Source organism: Nocardia sp. CA-119907 (assembly GCF_050955995.1).
Taxonomy (GTDB): Bacteria; Actinomycetota; Actinomycetes; order Mycobacteriales; family Mycobacteriaceae; genus Nocardia.
Genome location: NZ_CP192091.1, coordinates 1,510,032 through 1,536,547 on the forward strand (window position 1 = coordinate 1,510,032; position 26,516 = coordinate 1,536,547).

Sequence of the window (26,516 nt, forward strand, 5' to 3'; positions counted from 1 at the left end):
GATTCGCCGGGCCGTTGCCGGACATCGGCCTAGGTTACGCGCGATCTCACCGCGCCGCGGTGGCATCGGTAGCCACTTTCGGGAGGATGGAAATGCACCACTTCGCTCGACGAACGGCTGGGTTCACCGTGGTCATCGCGGCGGCGGCACTGCTGCTGTCCGCAGGCTGCAGCAAAGACGGCGACAAGGACAAGAACACCGCCGAGTCCATGACGACCACCTCGGCGGCCGTCGGCCACGGCGAAGAGCACATATCCGGCGCCGCGGGCGAAACGAAGATCGCCACCCAGGGCGGCGACATCGCGGTCACCGGCATGATCTTCGACAAGTACGTACAGTCCGGCGGCCCGACCGGTCCGCTCGGCGCTCCGTTGCGGGCGCAGGAGGACGGCCCGAACGACGGCAAGTGGCAGGACTTCACCGGCGGCGCGATCGTCTGGGACAAGGACACCGGCGCGCACATCGTCTGGGGCGAAATCCGCAAGGCGTGGGAGGACAACGGCGGCCCCGGCGGCATGCTCGGCTACCCGACCAGTGATGAGAAGGACATCCCCGGCGGTAAGCAGACCGATTTCGTCAGTGGCACCATCACCTGGGTGGATGGAAATACCACCGTCACGCCGAAGTACTGATTCCGGCACGGCGTCCGGGCACCGGTGTTTCACCGATGGATATGCTGGGGGCTCGTCCGAAAGGGCCGGCACTTGTACGCTCGGACGCCGGTACCAATTCCTATTCGTAGATCCCCGCACCGCGGGGCCCCAGCCGCTAGGTTGTGTTAGTGCAAACTCTCTTGACCGATCGCGAACTACTCGCGTCCCTCGCCGATGAGGTGGAGCTGAATCTGCGCCGCCATATCGCCGCCGCCGACGGCTGGCAGCCGCACGACTACGTCCCGTGGGACGACGGCCGCAATTTCGGCTTTCTCGGCGGAATCGATTGGGAGCCGGAGCAATCCACACTGAGCGAGACCGCCAAGCTGGCGTTGACGGTCAGCGTGCTCATCGCCGACAACCTGCCCTCGTACCACCGCGAGGTCGGCAAATATCTCCGCATCGGATCGTGGTGGCGCTGGGTCGGCCGGTGGACGGCCGAGGAGAACCGCCACGAGATCATGATCCGCAACTACCTCATGGTCACCCGGTCGGTCGACCCGGTGGAGTTGGAGCGGTTGCGGATGGAACATATGACCAAGGGATTCCGGCGTCCCCCACTGCACCTGCTCGACGTGCTCGCCACCTGCGCGTTCGAGGAAGCGGCCGCGGCCATCCGGCATCGCAATACCGCGGCACTCGGGGAGAACCGGATGGTCACCGCCATGGCCGAGCGCATCGCGGCCGACGATGAGCTGCAGTCGGTGTTCTTCGCCGAATTGATCACGGCGGCGTTCGGCCTCGCGCCGGATCAGACGATGCGGGCCATCGCCGACAGTGTGGCGAACTTCCATGTGCCGTCGGTGACGCTTGCCGACGGGCGCAGCAGCGATGAGGTACTCGCCGAGGCGGGCATCTACGACCGCGCCAAGGAGGGCGAGCTGGTCTTCGCGCCGCTGCTGCAGCGGTGGGAGATCTTCACCCGGACCGACCTCGGTGAAGAGGGTGAGAAGGCGCGCGCGGAACTCGGGCATCTGCGGTTCTGATCGCTGACCTGGTTCACGGTTCGACCAGTTGTGCGGGTATGGCCGCAGCGGCCATACCCGCACATTTGCTTACTCCTCGTTCTCTACCTTCGCCATCGACAGCACATTCAGACGGCGGTCGAGTTCTTCGATGGTCAGCTTCTCGTCGAGCAAACCGCGATCGATCACGGTCTGGCGAATGGTCTTCTTTTCCTTCAGAGCCTCTTTGGCGACCGCGGCCGCTTCTTCGTAACCGATCACGGAATTCAGCGGCGTCACAATGGACGGTGACGATTCCGCGAGGGTGCGCAGATGATCCTCATTGGCGATCAGACCACGAATGCACTTATCGGCGAACAGTCGCGAAACGTTGGCGAGCAGTCGAATCGACTCCAGCAGATTGCGTGCCATGACCGGGATATAGACATTCAACTCGAACGCGCCGCTGGCACCCGAGAACGCGATGGCCGCGTCATTGCCGATCACCTGCGCGGCGACCTGCGTAACTGCTTCCGGCAGTACCGGATTCACCTTGCCGGGCATGATCGAACTGCCCGGCTGCAGATCGGGCAGTCGCAGTTCGCCGAGACCGGTCAGCGGGCCCGACCCCATCCAGCGGATGTCATTGGCGATCTTGGTGAGGCTCACCGCGACGGTGCGCAGCGCGCCCGACGCCTCGACCAGACCGTCACGGGCGGCCTGCGCCTCGAAGTGATCGGTCGCTTCGGTGAGCGCATCGAGATCGGTCGACTGCACCAGTTCGGCAACGACTTTCGCGCCGAAGCCGGCCGGCGCGTTGAGGCCCGTACCGACCGCGGTGCCGCCGATCGGCAGCTCGCCCAGCCGGGGCAGCGTCGCCATGATGCGCTCGATACCCGCCGCGACCTGACGGGTGTAGCCGCCGAACTCCTGGCCGAGGGTCACCGGCACCGCGTCCATCAAATGGGTGCGGCCGGACTTCACCACGGTGCGCCATTCGGTCGACTTGTCCAGCAGTGCCAGCCGCAGGTGGTCCAGCGCGGGGATCAGATCCTTGATCGCGGCCTCGGTGGCGGCCAGATGGGTTGCGGTGGGGAAGGTGTCATTGGACGACTGCGACATATTCACATCGTCGTTCGGGTGCACGGTCACGCCCTTCGCCTTCGCGATGGAGGCGATCACCTCATTGGCGTTCATATTCGAGCTGGTGCCGGAGCCGGTCTGGAAGACATCGATCGGGAACTGGTCATCGTGCAGGCCGTCGGCGATCTCATTGGCGGCGGCGATGATCGCATCCGCCTTCGCCGGATCGAGCAGTCCGAGATCCTTGTTCACCTGGGCGCACGCGGCCTTGAGCAGACCGAGCGCGCGGATCTGGGCCCGCTCCAGCCCCCGCCCGCTGATCGGAAAGTTCTCCACCGCACGCTGGGTCTGCGCCCGCCACAACGCGTGCAGGGGTACCCGAACCTCGCCCATGGTGTCGTGTTCGATGCGGTACTGCGTCTCCTCGGTCGTCATGATTTCGACCCTATGCCCGAGACGACCCGCGCGGGGCTGCCACACCTGAGGCGATTCGCACACCGCGCGCCGGGCCGCGCCGGGAATACGCGTCAGCCCTCGAGGACTTCGCGGAGTTTGCGGGCGAAGGCCTCGGGTTGGCCGGGATAGCCGTACTCGCCGCCGAGGAATCCGCCGTGGTGGCTGGGGAATACCGTTGCCGGCTGGCCGAGCAGTGCGGCGGCGGCCTCGGAGGTGCGTCCGGTGAAGGTGCCCGCGGACTCCTCGCCGACGGCAATGACGATGCGGGTCGGCGCGGCGGCGAGGGCGGCGACGTCGGGGCGATAGCCGCTGACCGCCCAGGAACGGTCGGACAGCAGCGGGTCGTCACGGGATCCGTCGTCCTCGGTCGGCATGCCGAACTGGGCCGGATCGGCCACGGGCTGGGCGAAGTAGTCGTCGGTGAATTCGCCCTGCCACGAGGTCATGGCGATGAAGCTCGCCATGCCAGCACCGGCCCCCTTGGCCTCGTACACATCGCGAACCTGGGCGCGGGCATGCTCGGCGGCAGCGGCGTCGGGAAGTACCGGGATGAGCGGCGGCTCATGGGCGACCAGCGTGGTCACATCGTCCGGGTGGGCTGCGACCAGCGCCAGCGCGGTCACCGCGCCCCCGCTGCTGCCGAACAACTCGACCCGCCCGGCGCCGAGCGCCCCGATGATCGCGTGCACATCGTCGGCTTGGACGGTGGGCGAATTATCGACACGCCCGTCCTTGCGGAGGCTGCGGCCGAGGCCGCGCGGATCGTAGGTGACCACCGTGCGATCGGGAAAGTACGAGGTCAACGTGCGGAAACCAGTGGCGTCCATGGGCTGTCCGATCATGAACAGCGGCGGGCGCCCGTCGGCGGTGGGCAGCGGTCCGTGAACGTCATAGACGATATCGGCTTCGGCGGTTTCGAGAGTGTGCTCGGTCATACCAGTGTGGACGAACCGAGCGGCGCGAATTCATCGCTGCCGCAGAGCCGTCATGTCGGGCTCGCACCTTGGTGGTGATCCGCTCCACCTTGGGGGACCGACCCCAGCACTCGGGGGCCTGATACCGGCGGCGAATCCGGTGGAAAGTTGGACAGGTCACCGCACACGCCGAACTGGAGCCTCCGATGTCGAACTCGAGCACACTCGCCCACTCGGCGGAACGTCGTGCCACGGTCGTGACCAAAGACGGTGTGGCGCTGGCGGTTCGCGAAGACGGCCCGCGAAATGCGGACCTCACCGTCGTTCTGCTGCACGGACATTGCCTGGGCACCGCGTCCTGGACCTACGTCCGCGACGCCCTGCTGCGCCGGTACGTCGGCGCCCGGGTCGTCTGCTACGACCACCGCGGCCACGGCGACTCCGCCGCGGCGTCACCACAGACCTACAGCCTCGAGCAGCTCGGCTACGACCTGCGCGACGTCCTCGACGCTGTCGCCCCCACCGGTCCGGTCGTTCTCGTCGGTCACTCGATGGGTGGCATGACCGTACTGACCTATGCCAGCCAGCACCCGCACGAGATCGGCACGCGCATCGTCGGTGTCGCGCTCATCGCGACCGCGGCGAGCGGACTCGCCGACGCCGGGTTCGGCCGCCTGCTGCGCACCCCGGCCGTTTCGGCATTCCAGGCCGCCGTCCGATGTGCTCCCGGCCTGATCAACCACGCAAAGCTCATGGCCTGCAAGGCTTTCGCTCCGATCATCCATACCGCCGAATTCGGCGATCGCAAGGTCAGCCGCCGGGTGCTGAACCTGGCCAACACGATGCACAACTCGACGCCGATCGTGACGATGGCGAGCTTCTTGAGCGCCTTCATGACCTACGACCAAACCGATGCGCTCGCGGTGCTCTCGAATATCCCCACCTTGGTGCTGTGCGGCAGCGCCGACCTGATGACGCCGCCGTCGCATTCCGTCGCAATGGCGGCTGCCGTCGTGTACTCGGATTGCGTGCTGGTCGACGGCGCCGGTCATTCGGTGATTCTCGAGCAGCCGACCCGGGTCGCCGAGGCCATTGCCCGCCTGCTGACGCGCGCGGGCGGGCCCGACAATGTCGAGGCCGAGCACCTCACCCTCGTCGCGTAGTCAGTGCGGCGTGAGCCGGATCGGCAGGTATTCCTTATCGGATTTGCGCTGGTACTTCGCGTAGCGAGGTTGGGCGGCGATGATGCGCTGCCATTCCCTGTGCGCGGTCGGCGCCGTCGAGCTGGTGCGGCGTCACCGGCATCGTGTCGTGGCCGGGCAATTCGATCGCTGTCAGGTCTGGATGCGCTATTTCTCGAGAGCCGTATCCGCAGCTCCTGACGGAATCTGTGCCCTAGCGCCAGGTGTGTGAAGCCGGGTGCTTCTCGATTCGGGATCGGAAGTCGGCGGGCGCGAACATGCACGCGAGACGGGTCGAGCCCGATCCGAATCGTTCGGATCGGGCTCGACCGGTGGACGCATCGCTCAGGGGAGCGGCGGCACCGCGTGCTCGTCGCCGATGAAATCGACGGAAGAGTACTCGCGGAGCTTGGTGAGGCGGTGGTAGGCGTCGATCATGCGGACCGTGCCGGACTTGGAGCGCATGACGATGGACTGGGTCGATGCGCCGCCGCCGTAGTAGCGCACGCCACGTAGTAGGTCGCCGTCGGTGACGCCAGTGGCACAGAAGAAGACGTTGTCGCCCGCGACCAGATCCTCGGTGGTGAGTACGCGGCTCAGGTCGTGGCCCGCGTCGATCGCCTTCTGGCGTTCTTCATCGTCCTTCGGGGCGAGCATGCCCTGCAGTTCGCCGCCCATACAGCGCATAGCGGCGGCGGCGATGATGCCCTCCGGGGTGCCGCCGATGCCGACCAGGATGTCGGTGCCGGAATCCGGTCGGGCGCAGGCGATGGCGCCCGCGACGTCACCGTCGGAGATCAGCCGGATGCGCGCGCCCGCGTTGCGCACGTGCTGGATCAGCTCGGCATGCCGGGGCCGGTCCAGGATGCAGACGGTGAGATCGGATTTCGAGACATTCTTGGCCTTGGCGACCCGGGCGATGTTCTCGGCGATCGGCGCGGAGATATCGATCACACCCGCGGCATCCGGGCCGACCGCGATCTTGTGCATGTAGAACACCGCGGACGGATCGAACATGGCACCGCGCTCGGCGACCGCGAGCACCGCGATGGCGCCCGGCGAACCCTTCGACATCAGCGTGGTCCCGTCGATCGGGTCGACCGCGAAGTCGACCTCGGGACCGGTGCCGTCGCCGACCAGCTCACCGTTGTAGAGCATGGGCGCTTCGTCCTTCTCGCCCTCACCGATGACCACGATGCCGCGCATGGAAACCGAGCTGACCAGCTGCCGCATGGCGTCGACGGCCGCACCGTCGCCGCCTTCCTTATCGCCGCGGCCGACCCAGCGGCCCGCGGCCATCGCACCGGCCTCGGTGACCCGGACAAGTTCGAGCGCGAGGTTGCGGTCCGGCGCCTCGCGGCGGCTGGGTGCGGGCGAAGATGCCGTCATTACGGTGTGCCTCCTACGGTCGTTGCTACGGCTGATTGTCTCAGAAGCGCGACCGTTCCCGATCAGGTACTACCGTTCCAGATCGCGGAGCACCTCTGGTTCAGCCGGTCCGGTCGAGCGTGGATACTGGGGGCGTGTCGTACCAAAAACCACGCATCCTCAACGACTACCGGGATCTGTTCTGGTCACTGATCCCGTTGGTGCTGATCGCCGTGGTCTTCGCCGGGCTCGCCAGTCAGTGCAGCTTCGCCGCGAAGGGGCCGACCCAGGGCCAGATACCGCACTTCGACGTGAACGCGGCGCTGTCGGTGGACGCGAAGTCGATGCCGTTCCCGATCCGCAATCCGAGCCTGCCCGAGGGCTGGACGCCCAACTCCGGTAGCCGCGACACCATCACCACCAGTGGCGGAGGTCCGGTCAGCACCGTCGGCTACATCACACCGCAGGGCACCTACATGCGGATGAGCCAGAGCAGCGCTACCGAGGAAGCGCTGTCCCGCTTCGTCCTCGGTTCCCGCTACGGCACCGGCACCGAACAGGTCGGTGACCAGAAGTGGGTGGTGTACGCCGAGCAGGGCTCCGAGACGGCATGGATCGGCGACTTCGGCCGGTCCAGGGTGCTGATTACCGGCGCGGGCAATCACGCCGCCTTCACCACACTGGCCGCCGCCGTCACCGCGGCCCAGCCGCTACCGAAGTAGCGCGCCACTCAGGGTTATTCGTCGGCTTCGAGATCGGTGCGGGACAGCGCGTTCTCGACGCGTTGGCGCGCACCCGCGAGATGTTCCTCACAGCGGGTGGCCAGTGCTTCGCCGCGCTCCCACAGTGCCAGCGAGTCGTCCAGGTCGAGGCCGCCCTGTTCGAGCATTTTCACGACGTTGACCAGTTCGTCGCGGGCGCGTTCGTAGCCGAAGGTGGAGATCTCGGCCAGCTCGTCGTCCTTGCCGGAGTCGGCCAAGGTCAGTTCCTCCCTGTGTCGGTGTTGTTCGGTGCGAGTACGGGATTGCCCAGGGCCTGGGTTCCGAGCGCGGCGGCGGTGACCGCGCCGTCGGCGACCCGGATCCGCAGCTGACTGCCCGCGGGCGCGTCCTCGATGGACCGGACCACATGCCGTTCCTTACCGGTGACGCGTTGCACGACAGCGTAGCCACGGGCCAGAGTGGCGGCCGGTCCCACCGCGGTGAGTTTTTCGCGCAGATGGCGGGTCGCGGTGGTTTCGGTGCGGATCAGCTGTTCGGCGGTGCGGCGGGTGGCCGAGCGCAGGCGCTCGATCTCGTCGTAGCGGCGGTCCAGCTCGCGCAGCGGGTCGGCGAGCACCGGCCGGGAACGCAGCTGTGCCAATGCCCTGGTCTCGCGGTCGACCCAGCCGCGCAGCGCGGCCGCGGCGCGGGCGCGCATATCGCGGACCCCGGCCAGTTCGGCGGCCGCGTCGGGCACGATGCGCTTGGCGGCATCGGTGGGGGTGGCGGCGCGCAGATCGGCGACCAGATCGCAGAGCGGGTTATCGGGTTCGTGACCGATCGCGCTCACGATCGGGGTGGTCGCCGCGACGATCGCGCGGCACAGCGCCTCATCGGAGAACGGCAGCAGATCCTCGACGCTGCCGCCGCCGCGGGCGAGCACGATGACCTCGACCGCCGGATCGCGGTCGAGCCCGGCCAGCGCCTGCAGCATCTGCGGCACGGCGGTCGGGCCCTGCACGGCGGTATTGCGAATTTCGAAACGCACTGCGGGCCAGCGGTTTCGGGCAACGGTCAGGACGTCGCGTTCGGCGGCGCTCGCCCGACCGGTGATCAGTCCGATTGTCTTGGGCAGGAACGGGATCGGCCGCTTCAGCCGGGGATCGAATAATCCCTCCGCGGCGAGCAGTGCCTTCAACCGTTCGATGCGGGCCAGCAGTTCACCGATGCCGACCGGTCGAATCTCCATGGCGCGCAACGAAATCGTGCCGCGACCGGTGAAGAACGCGAGTTTGCCGTAGACCACCACCCGGCTGCCTTCCTGCAGCGGTACCGCGGATCGGCGGATGAGGTCCGGATGACAGGTCACCGATAGCGACATATCGGCGGAGGTATCGCGCAATACCAGGAATGCGGTGCTGGTGCCCGGCCGCAGATTGATCTGGGTGATCTGCCCCTCCACCCAGATGCTGCCGAGCCGATCGATCCATTGCGCGACCTTGATGGATACCGAGCGCACCGGCATCGGGTGCTCGGCGGAATTGGCGGGGGCGGCCGTTCGGTCGGGTTGGCCGGAAGATTCCCGGCCAACCGTCGACGATGCGGCGGCGGGTTCGCCCCCCTCCGTCGAATCGCTGCGCGATGCTGAATTCACTGGGCCCGCACGGTGGCGATCCGATTCGTCAGCATGGTCACGAACGGCGCCCTGGCGCGGGTGCCCTGCTCGTAGTCGAGCAGGGCGGTCAGGTCCTCGACGGTCAGCATGCGCAGGCGTGCGCGCAACTGAGCCAAGGTCATATTGGCGTAGTCGTACCGGGTGGCCACCTCGGGCTCGACGACCTCGGGTTCGGGTTCGGACTCGGGCTCGGGTTCGGGTTCGGCGGCCGTTGCGGCCCCTGGGCCCGCGACCTCGGTTTCCGGCTCCGCGATGGTCTGGATCGAGGCGGTGTGGCCATTGCGCTCACCGGCGCGGGCGGCGGCTTCGACGGTCAGGGTGTCCTGCGGGGCGAATTCGGCTTCGGGGGCGTACAGGTCGAAGCGGCTCTCGCGCGCGGTGGCGGTGAACTCGGGCTCCGCGTCTTCATCGAAGGTGGCCCACTCGGGCTGTTCGACGGAGGAGCTGGTGAGACGGTCGAAGACGCCGTCGCCCTTGAGGGCGAGGCTGGTCACGAACTGCTGGACGTGCATGGTGGTCTGCAGCATCTGGCTGATCGCGGTGATCGGGAAATTCATTGCGGCAGTGGGTAACCGACGTGTTTCTTCGATGGCGTATACGGCGGCTCCGGCAGCGACCCGGGCCAGGAACGGTGGTCGAAACATGCTCCTAGCCTGCCCGATACGGGATGTTATGCAAAGCACTGGTGTCACAGACACACAATCTATCCGGCGCGTGCGGCCCGACGTGGTTCCCCGGTCTGCCTTCCTGATCAGACGCGCCGGGGTTCTGCATCATCATTGGGCTGCCTGCCGACTCCATGCCGGTGTGTCGAGAATGACCTCGCCGAGGCGGTGACCGGCCGTCCGGCAGGTACCGGGCGCACGTAAGCTGAGTGGCATGTCTTCGGCCATCCCCTTGAACGTCGGAATCGCCCGCTCGGCCGATTCCGGATCCGCCGATGCCGACGGTGGCAAGCGTGTGCTGCTAGCCGAGCCGCGTGGGTACTGCGCCGGTGTGGATCGTGCCGTGGAGACGGTGGAGAAGGCGCTGGAGAAGCACGGTGCGCCGATCTATGTGCGCAAGGAGATCGTGCACAACCGCCACGTGGTGGAGACGCTGCGCGAGCGCGGCGTGATCTTCGTCGACGAGACCGATGAGGTGCCCGAGGGCGCGCTGGTCGTCTTCTCCGCGCACGGTGTCTCACCTGCGGTGCACGCGTCGGCGGCCGCACGCAATCTGCGCACCATCGACGCGACCTGCCCGCTGGTGACCAAGGTGCATCAGGAGGCCAAGCGCTTCGCCCGCGACGACTATGACATTCTGCTGATCGGCCATGAGGGACACGAGGAGGTCGAGGGCACCGCGGGGGAGGCGCCCGACCATGTCCAGCTCGTCGACGGTCCCGATTCGGTCGACCGGGTCACCGTGCGCGACGAGTCCAAGGTGATCTGGCTCTCACAGACCACGCTCAGCGTCGACGAGACCATGGAGACGGTGCACCGGCTGCGCGAGCGGTTCCCGGCGCTGCAGGATCCGCCGAGTGATGACATCTGCTACGCCACCTCGAACCGCCAGGTCGCGGTGAAGGCGATGGCACCGGAATGCGATCTGGTGATCGTGGTCGGCTCGCGCAACTCGTCCAATTCCGTGCGGCTGGTCGAGGTCGCACTCGGTGCGGGCGCCAAGGCCGCCCACCTGGTCGACTTCGCCCGCGAGGTGGATCTGGCATGGCTGGACGGGGTGCGCACGATCGGCATCACCTCCGGTGCGTCGGTGCCCGACATCCTGGTGCGCGGCGTGCTGGATCTGCTGGCCGAGCACGGGTTCGGGGATGTGCAGCCGGTCACAACGGCCAACGAGACGCTTGTTTTCGCGCTGCCAAGGGAATTGCGTACGTCGCGTCGCTGAGCCAGCGGCGATCCGGCTAGAGGTTTTCCGGCCGCTGTCGCTCGGTCCGGCTCGGATCACGTTCGCGATAGCGGACATTGGGCTGCGGATGCGGCGGCGGTGCGTCGCCGCGCCGTCGTGCCGTGGCGGCTCGGTTCGAATCGCCCTCGGCCCGAGTGGATGCCGCCGCCGGTCGGGCGGCTCGGTTCGAATCGCCATCGCCCCGTGGCGCTGCCGCCGCCGGTCGGGCGACGCGGGCGGTGCCCGGTCGGCGCTCGGGGGCCGGGCGTTCTCCACCCCGACCGCCCTTCGCGGTGCCGCCGACGCGCGGCGGCGTCTCCGCCACTTCCGAATTCGCGCGCCGATTCGGTCGCGGCAGATGCAGATCGGTATCGAGGTCGGCCGGATCGGCCTGCGGGCGGCGGGTCCGGCGGCGCGCGGCATCGGCCAGTGAACCGCCCCTGGTGCGTTCGGACCGCGCAGCCTTCGGCGCATTGCTGCGGCCCCAACTGGTGCCCCTGCGGGATTCGTCGGCGCGTTCGGTGGCCTCGCCGCGCCGGTGTAGCAGGATCCGACCCCCGCCGATCGCCAGCACCAGCACGGTGGCCAGCGCCATGACCGGGAAACGGTTCACCAACGGGATCGCCAGATTCAGCAGGATGTCCTTGAGCCCGGTCGAGGCGTGACCGGTCAGCTGCTGATAGGCGAGCGGCACCGCGATGAACAGCAGTAGTGGCGGCAGCACCATCGTCGTGAAGATGCCGCGATAGCGAACGGCAAGCACAGCCGCGACGCAGCCGAGGACGTACAACGTGTTGAACGTCCCGGTCAGCTCGTTGTTCTCGCCGCGGGCATCGATCAGGAACCCCAGAAAGGTGCACGCCACCGCAATCCCGACCGCTGCCCCGGCCGGGATTCCCGGCACCGAGGGCAGGATCGAACTATGCGGCGCGGGCACCCGGGTTCGCACACGTTGGGAAGCAGCCACACTATGACACTAACTGCCGCCGCGTCGGGGGGTGTTACGGCACGGCGGTCACCCGGGCTAATCGTCGGCGTCGGCGAAGCCGACTGCCCTCGGCCACGAATCGACGCGCTGGATTGCTGGCGCCTCCTGTTCGGCTATCTCCAGGTCGTGAAGTTTGCGCGCGGTGACCATCACCCGCGATTCCACCGACGCGACGGTGTAGTTGAAAGCGTCTACCGCCTTACCGAGTTGCGTGCCGAGCCGGTCCAGATGCCGGCCGGTCATTCCGAGCCGGTTGTAGAGTTCGCGACCCAATTGCTGAACGGTTGCCATATCGCGGGACAGTGCCTCCTGGCGCCAGCCGAAGGCGACCGTGCGCAGTAACGCGATCAGTGTCGTCGGGGTAGCGAGTATCACGTTGCGGCCGAAGGCATATTCGAGTAGTGCGGAGTCGGTCGTCACTGCGGCGTCGAGGAATGGATCGCCCGGCACGAACAGCACCACGAACTCCGGTGTCGGGTCGAAGGCCAGCCAATATGCCTTATCGGCCAGTTGATCGATATGGGCACGCAGATGTTTGGCATGGCGGGCGAGCAGTTCGGCGCGCTCGTCCGGATCATCGGCCATGGTGGCGTCGAGATAGGCGGTGAACGGCACCTTGGCATCCACCACGATCTGCCTGCCGCCCGCCAGCTTGACCACGAGGTCCGGTCGGACCATGCCGGTGCGCTCGGTGCCGCCGTCGCCGCGCGCGGCTCTGGTCACCTGGGTGTCGAAATCACAGTGCCTGGTCATCCCCGCCAGTTCCACCACGCGCTCCAACTGGATCTCGCCCCAGCGCCCGCGCACCTGCGGCGCGCGCAGCGCGGCGACCAGCTGACCGGTCTGGCTGGTCAGCTGATGTGAGGTGCGCTGCATGCCTGCGACCTGTTCGCGCAGACTGGAATAGGCGTTGATGCGATGGTGCTCGACCTGCTGGATGTGCTGGTTCAGCGCGCCGACGGCCTCGCGCAGCGGATCGATCATGGCGCCGATGGCGTGCGAATGTCGGCGTGCCGCATCCTCATTCGCCACGGTGAGCGACTGCCGCAGTAACCGCTCGTTATCGGTGGCGGCGGCGAGTCTCGCCTCCGCGGCCGTTGCCCGCTGCCCGGCGCGCGCGGCATGTCCGAGCCAGCCGAGCCCTACCCCCGCGATGAACACCAGCATCAGTGCGACGAGCATCGGTGCGGTCATAGTGCAGATAGTGCCGCATGGCACCGACAAGTTCCGAACCCGCGAGCTATCGGACAGCAGCGCGTCGGAAAATGCGCAGACCCGTTGGAACAGACCATGGAGTCCGTTGTATGGGCCGTCCAGCAAATCTCGCCCGTCGCCCGACCACCACCCCTCATCGAATCGCTACGCGATGCTGACATTCGGGGCCGCGAACACGCCGCGCTGGCGCGGCAAATTCAACAGCGCAATTGAAGTGTGTCGGTGTCATCGCCTACGGTTTCGCGGCATGCGGATGCTGCACACCTCGGACTGGCACATCGGGCGCACATTCCATGGGGTCGATCTGCTCGCCGATCAGGCCGCCGCGCTCGCGGCCATTGCCGAATTGGTGGCCGCGGAATCCGTTGACGTCGTAGTGCTGCCGGGAGACGTGTACGACCGGTCCATTCCCAGTGCCGACGCGATCGCGGTGTGCATCCAGGGTTTCGAGGCCATTCGCGCGGCCGGGGCGCAGATCATCGCGACCTCCGGCAATCACGATTCACCGACGCGGCTCGGTGCGGGTGCGAGTTTCGCGGCCGCGGGTGGCCTGCATCTGCGCACAACTGTCGCCGATGCCGATCGGCCGGTGCTGCTATCCGATGCGCACGGTGCGATCGCCTTTTACGGCATCCCCTATCTGGAGCCGGAGATCACCCGTGCCGAACTCGGTGTGCCGCAAGCGCGTTCGCATGCGCAGATCCTGGATGCGGCGATGAGCCGGATCCGGGCCGATATCGCCGAACGGCCGGACACTCGCACGGTGGTGCTCGCGCACGCATTCGTGGTCGGTGGCGAGGCGACCGGTTCGGAGCGTTCGATCTCGGTCGGCGGCGTGCAGACGGTGCCGCTGTCGGCGTTCGACGGCATCGACTATGTGGCGCTCGGGCATTTGCATTCGCCGCAGACGCTGTCGGGGTCGGTGCGCTATTCGGGCTCCCCGCTGCCGTATTCGTTCGCCGAGACCTCACATCGCAAGGCGGTATGGCTGGTCGATCTGGATGCCACCGGCCTGTGCTCGGTGCAGCGCCGCGATCTGCCGCTCGTGCGCGGCCTGAGTCGCCTCACCGGCACCCTCGACGAATTGCTCACTGCCGCCGCCCACTCCGAGGCGGAACAGCACTACGTCTCGGCGACGCTGACCGACTACGCCCGCCCCGTCGACGCCATGCGCAAACTGCGCGAACGCTTCCCCCATGCGGTACACGTGGAATGGTCACGCCCGGAAGGCAATCCGGAACTGCGCTACCGTGAGCGCGTGCACGGACGCCGCGATACCGAGGTAGCGCAGAGCTTCCTCACCGATGTCCGCGGCGAACCCACCGCGGGCGAAGTGGCCTGGCTGGAACGGGCACTCGCCGCGGCTGTCGCCGAACCGGACCGGGTCGTTGCCGCGGTGGAAACCCTGGCCGGGGAACTGTCCGCATGAGCGGCCGTCAGGCGCGGCGGGGCGCTGAATGAGGCTGCACCGGCTGGAGATGACCGCGTTCGGGCCGTTCGCCGAGACCACGGTTGTCGACTTCGACGCGCTCGGTGCGGATGGGCTGTTTCTGCTGCACGGGCAGACGGGGGCGGGCAAGACGACCGTGCTCGACGCGATCGCGTTCGCGCTGTACGGCAGTGTGCCGGGTGCGCGCGGCGAGAGTAAGCGGCTGCATTCCGATCATGCCGATGCGCAGACGCCGCCGCGCGTGGTGCTGGAAGCGACACTGGGCGGCCGACGCGTGCGGTTGACCCGGTCGCCGGAATTCCAGCGGCCGAGCAAGCGGGCCAAGAGCGGCTGGGTGAAGGAGAATGCCGCCGCGACGTTGGAATGGTTGGACGGGCGCGGCACGAACCTGGCTCGTCTGTCCGATATCGGGGACGAGGTCATCCGGCTGCTCGGCATGAGCGCGGACCAGTTCTTCCAAGTAGTGCTGCTGCCGCAGGGTGATTTCGCGCGGTTCCTGCGCGCGGAGAACGAGGATCGGGAGAAGCTGCTCGAAAAGCTCTTCGACACCGAGCGATTCGGCGGTGCCGAGCAGTGGCTGGCCGATAAGCGGCGGGCCTCGGCCGCCGATATCGAATCGCGCAAGCAGGGCATCGATCGGTTGGTCGCGCAGGTCGCGGTGGCGGCGGGGGAGACGGCGGCGGAATCCGTCGGGCCGCTGGAGGCGGTCGGCTGGTCCCAGGATCTGCTCGCGACCGCGCGCGCCGCCCTCAGCACGGCGGCCGCGGAAGCCGAACGCTGCCAACAGGAATCGGTACGCACCAGATCCCTCGCCGAGGAACAGCGCCGCCTGCACGAACTGCGCCGCCGGATGGCCGCCGCCCGCGAGCGGCTCGACGAATACGCGGCCGCCGCCGACCACCGCGCCGACCTGCAGGCCGAACTCGAACTGGCGAGTCGGGCCGCGCCGGTCGCCGAGGCGATCGATGCGGCGCGCACCGCGGTCATGCAGGCCAGGCGCAAGGCGGACGAAACACAGCGCATCGCGGCACGATTGGCCGCACTGCTCGCCGAACCCGCTGGTGCCGATATCGCGGGCATCGAACTGATCTCGGTCGAGCCAGGTTCGGACGGAAGGCCGACCGTCGCCGCGACCGCCGATGTCGATGCGGCCATCCGACGGTGGAGCGCCCAGATCGGCGCGCTCGACGAGGTGCGTGCCGACGCGACCACCGCGACCCGGCTCACATCCGAACTGGCAACGCTGCGCGACGAGGATGTCGCACTGACCGGTCGGGTGGACAAACTGAACCGGCTGCGTCAGCAACTGCCCGACTCGATCGCCACCATCGAAGCCCGGCTGCGCGAAACCACCGCGGCCGCGGCCGCGCTGCCCACGCTGACCGCCGAATGCGAACGGCTGCAAACCGCTGCCGCTGCCGCCGTCGAACTCGCCAGTCGCAGTACAACTCTCGACCACGCCCGGATCGAATTCGAATCGGCTCGGGCCGCACACCTCGATGCCAAGGAGCGGGTGCTCGAACTGCGCGAGCGCAGGCTGGCCGGTATGGCCGCCGAACTCGCGGGTCAATTGACCGATGGGGTGCCCTGCGCGGTGTGCGGATCCGCCGATCACCCCGCACCGGCCCGCCCGACACAGAGCGCGGTATCGAAGGAGGCCGAGGACGCGGCCGCCGCCAGCGAACGCGCGGCCGAGGACGCCCGCGACCGGGTGCTCGCCCGCATTACCGGGCTGGAACGCGAAATCGAAGCGCTCATCGCCCGCGGCGGCGATGCCGACCGCGTCGACCTGGCCGCCGCCCTGCGCACCGCGACCGACCGCTACCAGGACGCCGCCGAACTCGCCGCCCTCTCGGACAGTCTCACCGCCGAACTGACCCGCCTGCGCACCGACGAAACCCGCCTGCACGACGAATTGCGCGAATCCGATACTCGCCGCAGCACCGTCACGACGCGCATCGCCGCGGCGACCACCCGTCTCAGCGAGCTCACCGACCGCCTGCGCGCCGCCGCGGGCGCCGACGAAACCATCGACCGCCGCCGCGGCCGACTCGAGACGTTGATCGGCGACGCGACCGCCTTGCGCGATGCCCGCAACGACGCGTCGGCCGCCGCCGAACAAGTCACCGTCATTGCCGACCGCGTCGAAAGTCTCGCGCTGGCCGCGGGTTTCATCGCCGAGCAGGTCAATGGCGAAGCCGATGCGTCACCGCGTGACGATGTCGCCCTGTTGACCGCCTACGCCCGAGTGGTCACCGCCGCATCGCGAACCCCGCAGCGGCAGCATGATATCGAGGCGGAACTGGTCGCCGATGACCGCGCCCGCGCACATGCCGAGGCCGTCCTCGCCGAACCGGAGATTCAGGCCGCGGCGTCGACCGAACCCGGCGATCTCGACGAGCTGGCGGCGGCGGTGACTGCCGCACAGGTCCAGTTGAACACCGCGGTCGCCGCCAATGCCGAGGCAACTCGCCGGGTGAACCTGCTGGAGGACTTGGGCGGACAGCTGTGGGCCGCGGTCGACCGCATTGCCCCGGTGCAGCGCGCCCACGAAGAGCTGGCCGGGCTCGCGGAGGTGGTGGCGGGGCGCGGCGAGAACAACCGCCGAATGTCGCTGCGCTCTTATGTGCTCGCCGCTCGGCTGGAGGAGGTGGCGCTGGCGGGTTCGGCTCGGTTGCGCCGAATGTCGGGCGGGCGCTACGAATTCGTGCACTCCGACAAGGCGGGTCCACGCGGCCGACGCGGCGGTCTCGGGCTCGATATCCGCGACGACTACACCGGTGCCGTCCGGCCCGCCAAAACCCTCTCCGGCGGCGAAACCTTCATGGCCGCACTGTCATTGGCCCTCGGCCTCGCCGACACCGTAGCGGCCGAATCCGGCGGCGTGGTCCTCGACACCATCTTCATCGACGAGGGCTTCGGTGGTCTGGATGCCGATACCCTCGACGCGGTCATGGGCGTCCTCGACGAACTCCGCGCGGGCGGGCGAGTGGTCGGGCTGGTCAGCCATGTCGATGAAATGCGCCAGCGCATCCCGAGCCGCCTGCACGTCATCCGCGGTCGAGCGGGCTCCCAACTGCGCACCACTGTCGCCTGAGCCGACCGTACGCGCTGGCAGCTGCGGAGCGAGAACACGTTGTCGGGCAGCGTCTTCGGAGGGACCCGGTCGCGTGTGCTTCCGCGGGTACCCCGGCGGCGCCGAGCACGCCCCCTCGACCGCTCGCCGGGAGATCGCTGTCGGTGCGCATCCCGGTACACCGTGGCGGCCCTGGTTGTACGGCGGAATCGCCGCCGCGGGCATCGGCACAGCCGCGGCACTTTCATCGCGCGTCCTCGACGGAGAGCCGAATGAGGTCAGGAGCCGTCGACTAGTTGGAGATCGCGGGGCACCAGGGTGGTCGCTGGATCAGCTCCTGCAGCAGATTGTGGTTGAGCATATTGCCGATGGGTTCGGTGAGTTGGTCCCTGGTCAGTCCGGGGACCGGGTCGTGGCCGCAGGCGCGGGCGTACTTCTCGTCCGACAGGCGCGCACGGCCGCGCCCGATCACATTCGCGACATGCCGCTCGGTCCAGCCCGAATCCGGTTGCAGCGCATGCAGCAGGGCGGCGGTCTCCTGCCAGGTCCACGGCTGTGGCCAGCGCTCCTGGTAGAGGGCGCACGGGTCGGCCGACAGCGGATCGCCGACTGCTCTCGATCATGGTGCCCAGGTGTCCTGGCCGATTGCCGCCAGCGCCGTCCGCGCATACCATGGGGGTTTATGGCGGATTTCCGCTAGCGTCAGGCGCGGGTTACTGACATTGTGGATTGGGTGACGATCACGGCTTTGGATTTCGAGCGCTGCTATCGGGCGGTGTCGACCCGGGATTCCCGATTCGACGGCCAGTTCTTCACCGCCGTGCGGACTACCGGGATCTATTGCCGCCCTTCATGTCCGGCGATCACGCCGAAGCCGACGAATGTGACGTTCCTGCCGACGGCCGCGGCCGCACAGCAGGCCGGATACCGCGCCTGCCGCCGCTGTCTGCCCGATGCCGCACCCGGGTCACCGCTGTGGAATACCCGCGCCGATCTGGCCGCGCGCGCCATGCGGCTCATCGGCGACGGCGTCATCGAGCGCGGCGGCGTGCCCGCATTGGCCGCCACCCTCGGCTATTCACAGCGCCAGTTGACCAGGGTGCTCACCACCGAACTCGGCGCCGGTCCACTCGCGCTGGCCCGGGCGCATCGCGCGCACACCGCGCGGCTGCTCATCCAGACCACGAATATGCCGATGTCCGATATCGCCTTCGCGGCGGGATTCGCCAGCATTCGCCAGTTCAACGACACCGTCCGCGAGGTATTCGCGGTGAGCCCCACCACCATGCGCACCGAGGCACAGCGGGTGCACCGCTCGGGAAATCCCGCCGTGGCCGCCGCCAACGGTTCGCTGACGCTGCGCCTGCCATTTCGGGAACCGCTGGATCGGGGCTGGCTGGAGTGGTTTCTCTCCGCGCACGTTTCGCCGGGCATGGAGCTGTGGGAGGACCGCGCCTACACCCGCAGTCTGCGCACCCCGCACGGGCATGCGCTGGCGCGACTGAGCTTCCAGCGCGATCACGTGCGCGCCGAACTGTCCCTGCACGATATGCGCGATCTCGCGCCGACCGTCGCGCGATTGCGGCACCTGCTGGATCTGGACGCCGACCCGGTCGGCATCGATGAGGCGCTCGGGGTGGTGCCGGCCGATACCGATGTCGTCGTCGCATCGGCGCGCGATCTCCCGGATGCCGGTGCGGCACCGGCCAACCACCCCTTCAATGTCGGTGCGACCACCGCCCGCCGTGCTGGCGCACGTCCGCCGTTCACCCCCGGCATCCGGGTGCCCGGCTGCCTCGACGGCCCGGAGCTCTTATTGCGCACCATGATCGGACAGCAGATCTCGGTATCGGCGGCCGCGACCCATACCGCCCGGCTGGTCGAGGCCCTCGGTGAGCCGATCGACGGACCGGTATCGCGGCTGTTCCCCACCCCGGCCGTGATCGCCGAACGCGGGGCCGAGGTGCTGACCGGTCCGGCGCGCCGGATCCGTTCGATTGTCGGCGTCGCCTCGACCCTCGCCTCCGGCGATCTGGTACTGCACCAGGGCCGCACCGCCGCCGACTTGCGCCGCGAACTGCTGGCCCTGGACGGCGTCGGACCGTGGACCGCCGACTACGTGACCATGCGGCTGCTGGCCGATCCGGATGTCCTGCTCGATACCGATCTCGTTGTCCGCCAAGGCGCCACCCTGCTCGGTGTCGACCTGTCCGATACCGCGCGCTGGGCGCCGTGGCGCTCGTATCTGTCTATGCAACTGTGGAAGGCCGCGCTCGCCGGTCGCAAGACCGCTCCGCCGAAGTCACCCGCGACGAAGTCTGTCGCCGCAGCGAAAGCGAAGACCGAATTGTGAATGCGCCCACCGATTTCGCAACCTCGGACACGCTGATCGGCCCGTTCACCGCACTGGTCGACGCCGAGGGTGCCGTGCTGGCCTCCGGCTGGACCGCCGATGCCGAGTGCCTGCGGCAGCTCATCCACCCGAGCCTGCGTCCGGCCCAGTTGCGCCGACGCGACGAACTCGGCGCGGTAACCCGTGCGATCGCCGCGTATCACCGCGGTGAGCTGACCGCGATCGATCCGATCGCGGTGCGCCAGCGATCCGGCGAATTCCTCATGCACGCATGGGAAGTGCTGCGCAAGATCCCCGCGGGCGATCCGGTCACCTATACCGAATACGCCGCCATCTCCGGCCGTCCCGATGCCACCCGCGCCGCAGCCAATGCCTGCGCCCGCAATGCCGCGGCGCTATTCGTACCGTGCCACCGGGTCCTGCGCATCGGCGGTGCGCTCGGCGGCTTCCGCTGGGGGCTGCCGGTCAAACGCTGGCTATTGGATCACGAAGGCGGCAACGCTCAGTTGACCATCGAATAGTCCCGCGCCGGAACGGGTTCGGGTCGGCAGCGCTCAGCAGCACCGATTCTGCGGATTGCTATCGGCGTCGGCATGGCGTCGACGCCAGTACTCGCGTTCGGACGGGATTTCGCATCCGGGATGGTTGCGCTGCAGATGGTCCACGTAGCGCTGGTAGTCCTGGCCGCCGAGGACCGCGTTGAACCACGATCCGACCGCGCGAACCGTTGTCGCACCGGCACTTCCGGCGGTCCGCAGACGCCGAATGACGGCCGGTCGAGGCGACCGGCCGTCACTGGGCTGCGCTGCTGCGGTCAATGTACCGCTGGCCCCGCCGGTTCCGCCGCGGCGCCCTTGGCGTGCGCGGCGCCCGGTGCGCGGACCTGCCCCGATTCGATCAGGGCATCCCATTCCTTCTGCACCGCCTTCTCCTCCGCAGTGGCGATGAAGCCGCGCGGTGCGAAGATCTTCGACGGTTCGTCCGGTGATTCGCTGCTCGGTCCGCCGCCCGCGCGCCAGGCACGCAAGCAGACCACGGCACCGACCACCGCGACGATCAGTACCAACACCGCGAAGATGACCGACAGGCTGCCCTGGATGAACGTGTTGCGCACGATCTTGTCCATATCGTCGGCATTCTTGGCGGGCGCCAACAACTTTCCGGCGTCGCGTGCGGCGCTGTAGTTGCTGTGCTGCTTCCAGTATCCGAGCTTCGGATCGGCGGAGAAGATCTTCTGCCAGGATGCGGTCATAGTCACCGTCAGATCCCAGATCAGCGGCAGCGCCGGAATCCAGGCCCACTTCACCAGGCCCTTCTTGATCAGAATGGTCAGCACGACGGTGAGCGCGATCGCGGCGAGCAACTGGTTGGAGATGCCGAACAGCGGGTACAGCGTGTAGATGCCGCCCAGCGGATCGGTCACACCCATCAGCAGGACCGAACCCCAGGCCGCGACCACAATGGCCGAGCACAGCCAGGCACCGGGCCGCCACGACGGATCCTTGAACTTCTTCGCCGGACCGCCGAGGTTGCCGAGCGAATCCGAGAGCATGAAGCGGGCGACGCGGGTACCCGCATCGATGGTGGTGAGGATGAACAGCGCCTCGAACATGATCGCGAAGTGGTACCAGAACGCCTTCAACCCGGAGCCGCCGAGGAAGTCCGACATCACCTGGGACATGCCTATCGCCAGCGTCGGCGCGCCACCGGTGCGCGAGATGATGCTGGTCTCGCCGACATCCTTGGCGGTCTGGGTGAGTTCACCCGCCGTAATCGGATCACCGCTCAGGCCGAGGGAATTGGTGTAGGCGGCGGCCTTCTCGGCGGTGCCGCCGGTGAGTCCGGCGCCCGCGTTCATCGCGAAATACAGGTGCTGGTCGATGATGCTCGCGGTAATGATCGCCATGACCGCGACGAACGACTCCATCAGCATGCCGCCGTAGCCGATCATCCGCGCATGCGACTGCTTCTCCAGCAGTTTGGGTGTGGTGCCGGAGGAAACGAGGGAGTGGAATCCCGACAGCGCACCGCACGCGATGGTGATGAACAGGAACGGGAACAGGCTGCCCGCGAAGGACGGACCGTTGCTGTTGTGCGCGAACTGCGATACCGCCGGCGCCTTCAGCACCGGCATGGTGAAGACGATGCCGAGGGCGAGCAGCCCGATGGTGCCGATCTTCATGAAGGTCGACAGGTAGTCGCGCGGTGCCAGCAGCAGCCAGACCGGCAGCACCGACGCGATGAAACCGTAGATGATCAGCAGCCAGGCGATGGTGGTGCCGGACAGCGTGAACAGGTCACGGCCCCAACCGGATTCGGACACCCAGCGTCCGGAGATGATCACGAACAGCAGCAGTGCGAAGCCGACCACCGAAACCTCGCCGACCCGGCCCGGCCGCAGGAACCGCAGATACAGGCCCATGAACAGCGCGATCGGGATGGTCATGCCGATGGAGAACACACCCCAGGGGCTGCCGCCGTGCAGCGCACCGTCGGGCCCCTTCACCGCGGCCAGCGCCTGCACGACAACGATGCCGAGCACCGCGAGCAGGATCATCATGATCACCAGCACGGCAATGATCGCGGCGACGCCGCCGATCGGGCCGAGTTCATCGCGGGCCATCTGCCCGAGGCTGCGACCGCGACGTTTGGACGAGGCCCAGAGCACGAGGTAGTCCTGCACCGCACCGGCCAGGACCACGCCGACGATGATCCAGATCGTGCCTGGCAGATAACCCATTTGGGCGGCCAGAACCGGTCCGACCAGCGGACCGGCACCGGCGATGGCGGCGAAGTGGTGTCCGAAGAGCACCCGCCGATCCATCGGCATGTAGTCCTTGCCGTTCTCCATGGCCTCAGCGGGCGTGGCCACATCATCGCGCGGCTTGACGATCTTGTACTCGATCAGCCTGGCGTAGAACTGGTACGCGGTCACATATGTGCAGACCGCCGCGACCACGATCCATACCGCGTTGACATTCTCACCGCGCGAGATGGCGAGGACGGCCCAGGCGATCGCGCCGATGACCGCGATGGCCCCGAAGATCGCCTTCTTCCGTGGTGTGATCGGTGATCGATCGATCACACCGACGGGCGGCAGATCGGGATCCGTCCGCAAATATTCGATTGTCGCCATCGGTCTACTCTCCTGTAAAACGCGCAGGATGCTGCTCGAACTCGTGACAACGTATCCGATTGGTGACGCCGATCGCGGCCGTTTTCCTTCGGCTTTGGACAACGTTAAGTTTTGTTCGTGTGTCGGCCGTCACCTCGGTGTTGCCGAACGTATGCTGCCATGCGATTCCGCCAAGCTCCACATCCGCCTGGAGGAGGGCCTTTTTGCGCAGGCGCACGCTGCTCGGCTCGGTGCTCGCCGCGCCGCTGCTCGCCGCCACCGGCTGCGGATCCGATGACGACGCGCTGACCTTCTTCTTCCAGGCCCGGCCGGAGGAGGCGCGGGTCCGGCTGAGGATCATCGACGAATTTCAGAAGCGGCACCCGGACATCCGGATTCGCACCATCATGTCCGGACCCGACCCACTGCAGCAGATGCTCACCTACTGCGCGGGCGGCAAATGTCCGGACGTCATGATGGCGTGGGAGTTGCTCTACGCCGGACTCGCCGAGCGCGGGGTGCTGCTGGATTTGCGCACCCTGCTCGATCGGGAGCCCGAATACGCCGCGGCACTGCGGGCCGACAGTTACCCGACGCTGTACGACACCTTCACCTATGCCGGTGGGCAGTACGCGCTGCCGGAGCAGTGGTCGGGGGTATTCCTCTACTACAACCGGGAGTTGTTCGCCCGAGCCGGGCTCAGTGCACCGACTCGGTGGTCGCAGGCCTGGTCGTTCGCCGAATTCCTCGATGCCACAAAGGCACTCACACACCGCGATCCCTCCGGCCGGACGCGGCAGTGGGGCTTCGCCGACGCGTGGGTGCCGTACTTCTCGGCCGCCTGCTTCGGGATGAACAACGGGGCGGAGTGGTTCACGCCATCGGTGGACCCGACCAGAACCAATCTCGGCGATCCCCGGTTCGCCGAGGGGTTCCAGTTCTATGCGGATCTGGCGGTGCGCCATGGGGTTGCGCCGAAAGTCGCGGACCAGCAGTCGGTTTCGGCGCCCGATCTGTTCCGGCGCGGCCGTGCTGCCATGGCGATGGGTGGGCACTGGCTGTATTCCGAATTCGCCGGACAAGATGATCTGCCCATCGATGTCACGGTGTTGCCGGTCGGGCCACACGGCGGCCCCGGGGCGATCACCGATGTCGGCAGCACGGGATTGTCGATCGCTGCGAATAGTCCGCGCATCGAACAGGCTTGGGAATTCGTCAAGTTCGCGACCGGTCCGGTGGGGCAGGCCATAATCGCGGCCTCCGGACTATTCGTGCCCGTGCTGAAATCGGCGATGGGGTCACCCGGATTTGCGGCCGTGCACCGCGAGATACGCAACCTCCAGGTTTTCACAGAGGGACCGCAGAATTCGCGCCCGCTGCCGGTTACCCCCGTCTGGGGAAAGGTTTCCGCATTGCTGGAGCGCGGCGGTAACCGTGTGCTGCGCGGCGCCGCCACCGCCGATTCCATCAGCGCATCACTGACCGCCGACATCGACACTCTCCTGGATCCCTCATGACCCCAACACCATCGCGTGTTTCGATCGGCACACGGCGGCGGACCGCACCAAGGCCCCGCCGCGCCGTGTCGCATGAGCAGGGGCGGCTGGCGCGGCGTCGGGAGCGGGCGGGATGGGCGTTCGTGGCGCCGAATGTGGTCGCGGTGCTGGTGTTCTTGCTGTTTCCGCTCGCGGTTTCGCTGTATCTGAGTCTGCACTCGTGGGATCTGTTCAGTGCGCCGCGCTTCGTCGGGGTGGCGAACTATCGGCGGCTGTTCACATCGGATCCGTTGTTCCTCATCGCATTACGCAACACCGCGGTGTTCACCGTGTTGACATTGGTGCCGACGGTGGTGATCGGGCTGGCGGTCGCGGCGGTGCTCAATCGGAAGTTGGCCGGTATCGGCATCTTTCGGACCATCGCGTTCCTGCCATTGGTCGCCTCGACCGTCGCCATGGCGGTGGTCTGGCGCTTCATGTTCACCACCGATGACGGGCTGCTCAACGTCATGCTGGGCTGGGTCGGCATCGATCCGGTGCCGTGGCTGACCGATCCGGATCGGGCGCTGATATCGCTGAGCATCGTGACAGTATGGAAGGGCGTGCCTTTCGCGACAGTGATCCTGCTCGCGGCGATGCAGGGGGTGCCCGAGACGCTGTACGAGGCAGCGCGCATCGATGGGGCGGGGGCGCTGCGCCGGTTCTGGTCGGTCACGCTGCCCTTGATCCGCGGGCCGCTATCGTTCGTCTTCGTCATCACCATTATCAATTCGGTGCAGGCCTTCGATCAGGCCTATGCGCTGACCGGTGGCAATGGCGGGCCGGAGACGGGGACCTATCTGCTCGGAATCATGTTGTTCCAGAACGCCTTCGGTTTCTACGAGGTCGGCTACGCGGCGGCGCTGGCGTGGGTGATCTTCGCGATTCTGCTGGTGCTGACGGTGTTGCAGTTGCGGTTCGCGCGGCGGGCGGAGGTGGAGTTGTGAGTACGTCGGAAATGGTGCGGCGATCGCTTCCGGTGCGGCGCATCGGTAGTACGCCCGCTCCGATCGGCGCGCGGGCAGGTCGTGGACGGGTGGAGCGGGCCATTGTGCGCCGCACGGTGCGTGGTGTTCTCATCTACGTGGCACTCATCGGCATCGCCTGGTGCGCAGTCGGGCCGATCCTGTGGGCGCTGTCGGGTTCGTTGAAGCGCGATGGCGAGATCACCGAGCCGACACTGATTCCCGCGCGCCCACAGTGGTCCAACTACGGGAAGGTTTTCGAACTATTGCCGCTGGGGCGGATGCTGGCCAATACCGCTTGCTACGCACTGTGTGTCACGGCTGGGCAGGTGTTCTTCTGCTCGCTGGCCGGGTATGCGTTCGCGCGCTTGCGATTTCGCGGACGAGAGGTGCTGTTCCTGGCCTATCTCGGCACGCTGATGGTGCCGCTGACCGTGACCGTGATTCCGCAATTCCTGCTCATGCGCGCATTCGGCTGGGTGGACACGCCGTGGGCGATGATCGTTCCTGGCCTGTTCGGCAGCGCATTCGGCACCTATCTGATGCGCCAGTTCTTCCGGACGCTGCCCGCCGAGCTCGAGGAGGCGGCGATCGTGGACGGCTGCACCACCTGGCAGGTGTTCTGGCGAGTGTTACTGCCGCACACCCGTCCTGCGCTGATGGTGCTCGGTGTGCTGACCTGGATCACCGTCTGGAACGACTTCCTGTGGCCGCTGATCATGATCCAACGCAACGACATTGCCACCGCCACCTTGGGTTTGGTTCGGCTGCAAGGTCAGTACCACACGCAATGGCCGATCCTCATGGCCGCGGCCATGGTCGTTCTGCTGCCGCTGGTGGTGGTCTACGCGATCGCGCAACGTGCGTTCGTGCGCGGCATCGCGGCGTCCGGTCTCGGTGGTCGTTGACGTCACGTCGGCCTCGGCCGCGGCCTATCGCCGTTTCCGCGACCGA

Annotated in this window: 23 protein-coding genes; 12 read left to right on the plus strand and 11 right to left on the minus strand. The window is 67.4% G+C overall.

Annotated features, from left to right (window positions below; all coding sequences use genetic code 11):
• The first annotated feature begins 86 nt into the window (after window positions 1–86).
• Window positions 87–632 (plus strand): LGFP repeat-containing protein, encoded by a 546-nt coding sequence (locus ACQP2D_RS06905; RefSeq protein ID WP_433682874.1) that lies wholly within the window; start codon window positions 87–89, stop codon window positions 630–632.
• Between the two features lie 149 nt (window positions 633–781).
• Window positions 782–1,639, plus strand: coding sequence for an acyl-ACP desaturase (locus ACQP2D_RS06910; protein ID WP_433682875.1), 858 nt, complete (start codon window positions 782–784; stop codon window positions 1,637–1,639).
• 69 nt (window positions 1,640–1,708) lie between these two features.
• On the opposite strand, the gene ACQP2D_RS06915 is transcribed toward ACQP2D_RS06910, so the two are convergent.
• Complete coding sequence (locus ACQP2D_RS06915) at window positions 1,709–3,115, minus strand: class II fumarate hydratase (protein WP_433682876.1); 1,407 nt, start codon at window positions 3,113–3,115, stop codon at window positions 1,709–1,711.
• A 92-nt stretch (window positions 3,116–3,207) separates the two neighbouring features.
• On the minus strand, window positions 3,208–4,071 hold the full coding sequence (locus tag ACQP2D_RS06920; RefSeq protein ID WP_433682877.1) for an alpha/beta fold hydrolase: 864 nt from the start codon (window positions 4,069–4,071) through the stop codon (window positions 3,208–3,210).
• 185 nt (window positions 4,072–4,256) lie between these two features.
• Between ACQP2D_RS06920 and ACQP2D_RS06925 the strand changes: the two genes are divergently transcribed.
• Window positions 4,257–5,213, plus strand: coding sequence for an alpha/beta fold hydrolase (locus ACQP2D_RS06925; protein WP_433682878.1), 957 nt, complete (start codon window positions 4,257–4,259; stop codon window positions 5,211–5,213).
• A 363-nt stretch (window positions 5,214–5,576) separates the two neighbouring features.
• Here the strand turns inward: ACQP2D_RS06925 and glpX are convergent, their stop codons facing one another.
• The gene (gene glpX, locus ACQP2D_RS06930; protein ID WP_433682879.1) at window positions 5,577–6,620 is read right to left on the minus strand and encodes a class II fructose-bisphosphatase; all 1,044 of its coding nucleotides are present in this window, start codon (window positions 6,618–6,620) and stop codon (window positions 5,577–5,579) included.
• Window positions 6,621–6,754: 134 nt separating this feature from the next.
• Between glpX and ACQP2D_RS06935 the strand changes: the two genes are divergently transcribed.
• Entirely contained in the window at window positions 6,755–7,321 is a 567-nt protein-coding gene (locus ACQP2D_RS06935; RefSeq protein ID WP_433682880.1) for a DUF4245 domain-containing protein, read from the plus strand.
• Between the two features lie 14 nt (window positions 7,322–7,335).
• Here ACQP2D_RS06935 and ACQP2D_RS06940 read toward each other — a convergent pair whose 3' ends face one another.
• From ACQP2D_RS06940 to ACQP2D_RS06950, 3 genes are all read right to left on the minus strand, one after another.
• The gene (locus ACQP2D_RS06940) at window positions 7,336–7,578 is read right to left on the minus strand and encodes an exodeoxyribonuclease VII small subunit (protein ID WP_354961314.1); all 243 of its coding nucleotides are present in this window, start codon (window positions 7,576–7,578) and stop codon (window positions 7,336–7,338) included.
• A gap of 2 nt (window positions 7,579–7,580) precedes the next feature.
• Window positions 7,581–8,825, minus strand: coding sequence for an exodeoxyribonuclease VII large subunit (gene xseA, locus ACQP2D_RS06945; RefSeq protein WP_433685561.1), 1,245 nt, complete (start codon window positions 8,823–8,825; stop codon window positions 7,581–7,583).
• A 125-nt stretch (window positions 8,826–8,950) separates the two neighbouring features.
• Window positions 8,951–9,619, minus strand: a complete 669-nt coding sequence (locus ACQP2D_RS06950; protein WP_433682881.1) for a lipid droplet-associated protein — start codon at window positions 9,617–9,619, stop codon at window positions 8,951–8,953.
• A 235-nt stretch (window positions 9,620–9,854) separates the two neighbouring features.
• On the opposite strand from ACQP2D_RS06950, the gene ACQP2D_RS06955 reads away from it, so the two are divergent.
• Window positions 9,855–10,865 carry a 4-hydroxy-3-methylbut-2-enyl diphosphate reductase gene (locus tag ACQP2D_RS06955; RefSeq protein WP_433682882.1) on the plus strand — a complete coding sequence of 337 codons (1,011 nt, stop codon included), beginning with the start codon at window positions 9,855–9,857 and terminating at the stop codon, window positions 10,863–10,865.
• A gap of 16 nt (window positions 10,866–10,881) precedes the next feature.
• Here the strand turns inward: ACQP2D_RS06955 and ACQP2D_RS06960 are convergent, their stop codons facing one another.
• Both ACQP2D_RS06960 and ACQP2D_RS06965 read right to left on the minus strand, forming a co-directional pair.
• Window positions 10,882–11,832: a DUF6542 domain-containing protein gene (locus ACQP2D_RS06960; RefSeq protein ID WP_433682883.1), complete on the minus strand. Its 951-nt coding sequence runs from the start codon at window positions 11,830–11,832 to the stop codon at window positions 10,882–10,884.
• Between the two features lie 57 nt (window positions 11,833–11,889).
• Window positions 11,890–13,047 carry a DNA recombination protein RmuC gene (locus tag ACQP2D_RS06965; RefSeq protein ID WP_433682884.1) on the minus strand — a complete coding sequence of 386 codons (1,158 nt, stop codon included), beginning with the start codon at window positions 13,045–13,047 and terminating at the stop codon, window positions 11,890–11,892.
• A gap of 268 nt (window positions 13,048–13,315) precedes the next feature.
• Between ACQP2D_RS06965 and ACQP2D_RS06970 the strand changes: the two genes are divergently transcribed.
• Complete coding sequence (locus ACQP2D_RS06970; protein WP_433682885.1) at window positions 13,316–14,497, plus strand: exonuclease SbcCD subunit D; 1,182 nt, start codon at window positions 13,316–13,318, stop codon at window positions 14,495–14,497.
• A 28-nt stretch (window positions 14,498–14,525) separates the two neighbouring features.
• On the plus strand, window positions 14,526–17,615 hold the full coding sequence (locus ACQP2D_RS06975; RefSeq protein ID WP_433682886.1) for an AAA family ATPase: 3,090 nt from the start codon (window positions 14,526–14,528) through the stop codon (window positions 17,613–17,615).
• A 271-nt stretch (window positions 17,616–17,886) separates the two neighbouring features.
• Here the strand turns inward: ACQP2D_RS06975 and ACQP2D_RS06980 are convergent, their stop codons facing one another.
• The gene (locus ACQP2D_RS06980; protein WP_433682887.1) at window positions 17,887–18,066 is read right to left on the minus strand and encodes a hypothetical protein; all 180 of its coding nucleotides are present in this window, start codon (window positions 18,064–18,066) and stop codon (window positions 17,887–17,889) included.
• Between the two features lie 252 nt (window positions 18,067–18,318).
• Here ACQP2D_RS06980 and ACQP2D_RS06985 point away from each other — a divergent pair, with 252 nt between their 5' ends.
• Together ACQP2D_RS06985 and ACQP2D_RS06990 are read left to right on the plus strand one after the other, a co-directional pair.
• Window positions 18,319–19,947 (plus strand): DNA-3-methyladenine glycosylase 2 family protein, encoded by a 1,629-nt coding sequence (locus ACQP2D_RS06985; protein WP_433682888.1) that lies wholly within the window; start codon window positions 18,319–18,321, stop codon window positions 19,945–19,947.
• Window positions 19,944–20,468: a methylated-DNA--[protein]-cysteine S-methyltransferase gene (locus tag ACQP2D_RS06990; protein ID WP_433682889.1), complete on the plus strand. Its 525-nt coding sequence runs from the start codon at window positions 19,944–19,946 to the stop codon at window positions 20,466–20,468. Before ACQP2D_RS06985 ends, ACQP2D_RS06990 begins: the two co-directional genes overlap by 4 nt.
• Window positions 20,469–20,501: 33 nt before the next feature.
• Here the strand turns inward: ACQP2D_RS06990 and ACQP2D_RS06995 are convergent, their stop codons facing one another.
• Both ACQP2D_RS06995 and ACQP2D_RS07000 read right to left on the minus strand, forming a co-directional pair.
• Window positions 20,502–20,858 (minus strand): YbdD/YjiX family protein, encoded by a 357-nt coding sequence (locus ACQP2D_RS06995; RefSeq protein ID WP_433682890.1) that lies wholly within the window; start codon window positions 20,856–20,858, stop codon window positions 20,502–20,504.
• Complete coding sequence (locus ACQP2D_RS07000; RefSeq protein WP_433682891.1) at window positions 20,762–23,083, minus strand: carbon starvation CstA family protein; 2,322 nt, start codon at window positions 23,081–23,083, stop codon at window positions 20,762–20,764. Before ACQP2D_RS07000 ends, ACQP2D_RS06995 begins: the two co-directional genes overlap by 97 nt.
• A 203-nt stretch (window positions 23,084–23,286) precedes the next feature.
• On the opposite strand from ACQP2D_RS07000, the gene ACQP2D_RS07005 reads away from it, so the two are divergent.
• The 3 genes from ACQP2D_RS07005 to ACQP2D_RS07015 all read left to right on the plus strand — a co-directional run bounded on the left by ACQP2D_RS07005 (window position 23,287) and on the right by ACQP2D_RS07015 (window position 26,470).
• Window positions 23,287–24,579 carry an ABC transporter substrate-binding protein gene (locus tag ACQP2D_RS07005; RefSeq protein WP_433682892.1) on the plus strand — a complete coding sequence of 431 codons (1,293 nt, stop codon included), beginning with the start codon at window positions 23,287–23,289 and terminating at the stop codon, window positions 24,577–24,579.
• Window positions 24,580–24,665: 86 nt separating this feature from the next.
• Window positions 24,666–25,544 (plus strand): carbohydrate ABC transporter permease, encoded by an 879-nt coding sequence (locus ACQP2D_RS07010; RefSeq protein WP_433685562.1) that lies wholly within the window; start codon window positions 24,666–24,668, stop codon window positions 25,542–25,544.
• Window positions 25,541–26,470: a carbohydrate ABC transporter permease gene (locus ACQP2D_RS07015; RefSeq protein WP_433682893.1), complete on the plus strand. Its 930-nt coding sequence runs from the start codon at window positions 25,541–25,543 to the stop codon at window positions 26,468–26,470. Before ACQP2D_RS07010 ends, ACQP2D_RS07015 begins: the two co-directional genes overlap by 4 nt.
• The last annotated feature ends 46 nt before the right edge of the window (window positions 26,471–26,516 follow it).

Bases quoted from the DNA above. Each gene is read 5' to 3' on its own strand.
- ACQP2D_RS06975 (WP_433682886.1), top strand. From the start codon at position 14,526: ATGAGGCTGCACCGGCTGGAGATGACCGCGTTCGGGCCGTTCGCCGAG.
- ACQP2D_RS06905 (WP_433682874.1), top strand. From the start codon at position 87: ATGGAAATGCACCACTTCGCTCGACGAACGGCTGGGTTCACCGTGGTC.
- ACQP2D_RS06955 (WP_433682882.1), top strand. From the start codon at position 9,855: ATGTCTTCGGCCATCCCCTTGAACGTCGGAATCGCCCGCTCGGCCGAT.
- glpX (WP_433682879.1), bottom strand. From the start codon at position 6,620: ATGACGGCATCTTCGCCCGCACCCAGCCGCCGCGAGGCGCCGGACCGC.
- xseA (WP_433685561.1), bottom strand. From the start codon at position 8,825: ATGCCGGTGCGCTCGGTATCCATCAAGGTCGCGCAATGGATCGATCGG.
- ACQP2D_RS06915 (WP_433682876.1), bottom strand. From the start codon at position 3,115: ATGACGACCGAGGAGACGCAGTACCGCATCGAACACGACACCATGGGC.
- ACQP2D_RS06920 (WP_433682877.1), bottom strand. From the start codon at position 4,071: ATGACCGAGCACACTCTCGAAACCGCCGAAGCCGATATCGTCTATGAC.
- ACQP2D_RS06965 (WP_433682884.1), bottom strand. From the start codon at position 13,047: ATGACCGCACCGATGCTCGTCGCACTGATGCTGGTGTTCATCGCGGGG.
- ACQP2D_RS06970 (WP_433682885.1), top strand. From the start codon at position 13,316: ATGCGGATGCTGCACACCTCGGACTGGCACATCGGGCGCACATTCCAT.
- ACQP2D_RS06995 (WP_433682890.1), bottom strand. From the start codon at position 20,858: ATGGGATGCCCTGATCGAATCGGGGCAGGTCCGCGCACCGGGCGCCGC.
- ACQP2D_RS06925 (WP_433682878.1), top strand. From the start codon at position 4,257: ATGTCGAACTCGAGCACACTCGCCCACTCGGCGGAACGTCGTGCCACG.
- ACQP2D_RS07000 (WP_433682891.1), bottom strand. From the start codon at position 23,083: ATGGCGACAATCGAATATTTGCGGACGGATCCCGATCTGCCGCCCGTC.
- ACQP2D_RS06950 (WP_433682881.1), bottom strand. From the start codon at position 9,619: ATGTTTCGACCACCGTTCCTGGCCCGGGTCGCTGCCGGAGCCGCCGTA.